Consider the following 2,374-nt stretch of genomic DNA (forward strand, 5'->3'; position numbering starts at 1 on the left):
CAGGGCCAGGCCGGCCGGCGTCGGTGCCACCGAGCGCGGCGTCGACGCGCGGCCAGAGATCGGTGGTGGAGGCGAAGGCGAGCAACACCGTGGGGGCCCGGCGCATCAGGTCACCCTCGTTGGATTTGCCGGTCACCGCCGGGTCGCCGAACACGCCCAGGACGTCGTCGACCACCTGGTACGCCGTGCCCAGGTGGCGACCGGTCTCACGGAGCGGGGGGATCATCTCCTCCGGCCCCCCGGCCAGGACCACGCCCAGCACCATGGGCAGGGTCACGGAGTAGGCTGCGGTCTTGGCGGCACCGATCGCCAGCGCGTGTTCCTGCGTGGTCGGCTCACCGTGGGCCGCACCGTGCACGTCGGCGTACTCCCCGGCGATGGAGGCCACCACCGCGCGTTCGACCTCCGCCATGGCGCGGTGCAGCACGGGCGCCGGCACGGGCAACCGGGCGAACTCGCCCATCGCGGCCACCAGGAGGAGATCCCCGCCGAGCAGTCCCCCCACCATGCCGACGTGCGCGGCGGTCTCCCGGGACAACCCCTGCTCGGCACCCCGCGTCGTGGTGCGTCCCTGCAGATTGGGCCGGCCCCTGCGATGGTCGTCGCCGTCGGCCACGTCGTCATGGACCAGGAAGGCCTCGTGGAGGAGTTCGAGCGCCTGACAGGCGGCGGCGCGAACCGCCTCGTCGCGACCGCCGGCGTGCGTGTAGACCGCGTCGAACAGTGCCGAGCGCATGCCCTTGCCCGATCGGGTGGTGCGGTCGAGATCGGCCGCCCAGTCGTCGACGGCGGGACCCAGGCCGTCGGGCAGGTCGCGAGAGGTCATCCGCTGGGCGGCGCTTACCGAATCCAGTGTCATGTCCTGTTGTTCGGAGCCGACCCTGTCGTGGATACCCCTCACCTCGAATCTTTTCGATGAGATGCGGCACACCGGCGTCCCGCACCCGGCGCCGCTGATGTCCACGGTGTCACACGGCCACACTATCGCGGCCAGGAAATGCACGAAGACCCCCGCTTGTGGCGGGGGTCTCGCGTGCCAGATGATGGATTCGAACCAACGTAGGCATAAGCCGACGGATTTACAATCCGCTCCCTTTGGCCGCTCGGGCAATCTGGCGTGCATCCTTGAAGGCGCTAGGACACGATACAACGCGTGTGACCCCCGGTGCCAAATCGGGGCCGGCGGGGTGGCCCGGGCGGATGTCACGGCCGGGTAGCCTGGCCGGGATCGTCCCCCAACCCAGGAGAAGGAGCGCGTCCATGGCCTCGGAGTCCTCGTTCGACATCGTCTCGGAGTTCGACCGCCAGGAGGTGGACAACGCCCTCAACCAGGCCGCCAAGGAGCTGGGCACCCGCTACGACTTCCGCGGTACCGACGCCGGTATCGAGTGGAAGGGTGACGACGCGGTGGAGATCGTCGCGGCCTCCGAGGACCGTGTGCTGGCGGCCAAGGACGTGTTCATCGAGAAGCTGGTCCGCCGGGGCCTGAGCATGAAGGCGCTGGAGGTGGGCGACCCGATGCCGTCCGGTAAGGGCTTCCGCCTGGTCGGCTCCCTCAAGCAGGGCATCGACAAGGAGAACGCCAAGAAGATCACCAAGCTCCTGCGCGACGAGGGCCCCAAGGGCGTCAAGGCGCAGATCCAGGGCGAGGAGATCCGGGTGTCGTCCAAGAAGCGCGACGACCTGCAGGAGTGCATGCAGCTGCTCAAGAAGGCCGATCTCGAGGTCGCGCTGCAGTTCACCAACTACCGGTAGTCCGACGACCGTGCCCTTCCCAGGGGGACGCAGGAGGAGCCGGCAGCGTGCCGCCGGCGCGGGCGGCGTGCGGGTGCTCGCCGCGGCCGTGGGGATGTCCCTGCTGGCGGGATGTTCTGTCGGGATCGACGACGACGAGGGCTCGCCTCTGCTCACGGTCTTCGCCGCCGCCTCGCTCACCAGCGCGTTCACCCGGATAGCCGAGGACTACGAGCGTCAGAACCCCGAGGTCGAGGTACGGCTGTCCTTCGACGGATCGGCCGGGCTGGTCGACCAGATCGCCGGGGGCGCTCCCGCCGACGTGTTCGCCTCGGCGGATGCCGCGAGCATGGACCGGGCGCTCGCCGAGGGACTGATCCCCGGTGAGCCGGTGGAGTTCGCGACCAACGTCCTCACCCTGATCACCCCGCCCGGGAACCCCGCCGGCGTCACCGGTCTGGACCGCTCACTCGACGGCACCCGGTTGGTCGTGTGCGCTGACGGTGTCCCCTGCGGCGACGCGGCGCGCGCGCTGGCCGCGGCGGCCGGGATGGAACTGCGACCGGTGAGCGAGGAATCCAAGGTCACCGACGTGCGCGGCAAGGTCACCTCGGGGGAGGCCGACGCGGGGATCGTCTAC

The 2,374-nt window shown here is 70.1% G+C and carries 3 protein-coding genes and 1 tRNA gene; 2 read left to right on the forward strand and 2 right to left on the reverse strand.

All coding sequences use genetic code 11. The annotated features are described in order from the left end of the window. Together G6027_RS02935 and G6027_RS02940 are read right to left on the reverse strand one after the other, a co-directional pair. On the reverse strand, positions 1 to 859 hold an 859-nt coding region (locus G6027_RS02935; protein WP_182635277.1), incomplete at its 3' end, for a polyprenyl synthetase family protein. Positions 860 to 1,034: 175 nt separating this feature from the next. Continuing rightward, positions 1,035 to 1,117: transfer RNA gene (locus G6027_RS02940), tRNA-Tyr, on the reverse strand. Between the two features lie 143 nt (positions 1,118 to 1,260). Here G6027_RS02940 and G6027_RS02945 point away from each other — a divergent pair. Both G6027_RS02945 and modA read left to right on the forward strand, forming a co-directional pair. After that, positions 1,261 to 1,755, forward strand: a complete 495-nt coding sequence (locus G6027_RS02945) for a YajQ family cyclic di-GMP-binding protein (protein WP_179523183.1) — start codon at positions 1,261 to 1,263, stop codon at positions 1,753 to 1,755. Positions 1,756 to 1,765: 10 nt separating this feature from the next. Continuing rightward, positions 1,766 to 2,374 (forward strand): molybdate ABC transporter substrate-binding protein (gene modA, locus G6027_RS02950; RefSeq protein WP_346995611.1); only part of this gene is annotated, 609 nt, incomplete at its 3' end.

It is taken from the genome of Dietzia sp. SLG310A2-38A2 (genome assembly GCF_014145095.1).
Classification (GTDB): Bacteria; Actinomycetota; Actinomycetes; order Mycobacteriales; family Mycobacteriaceae; genus Dietzia.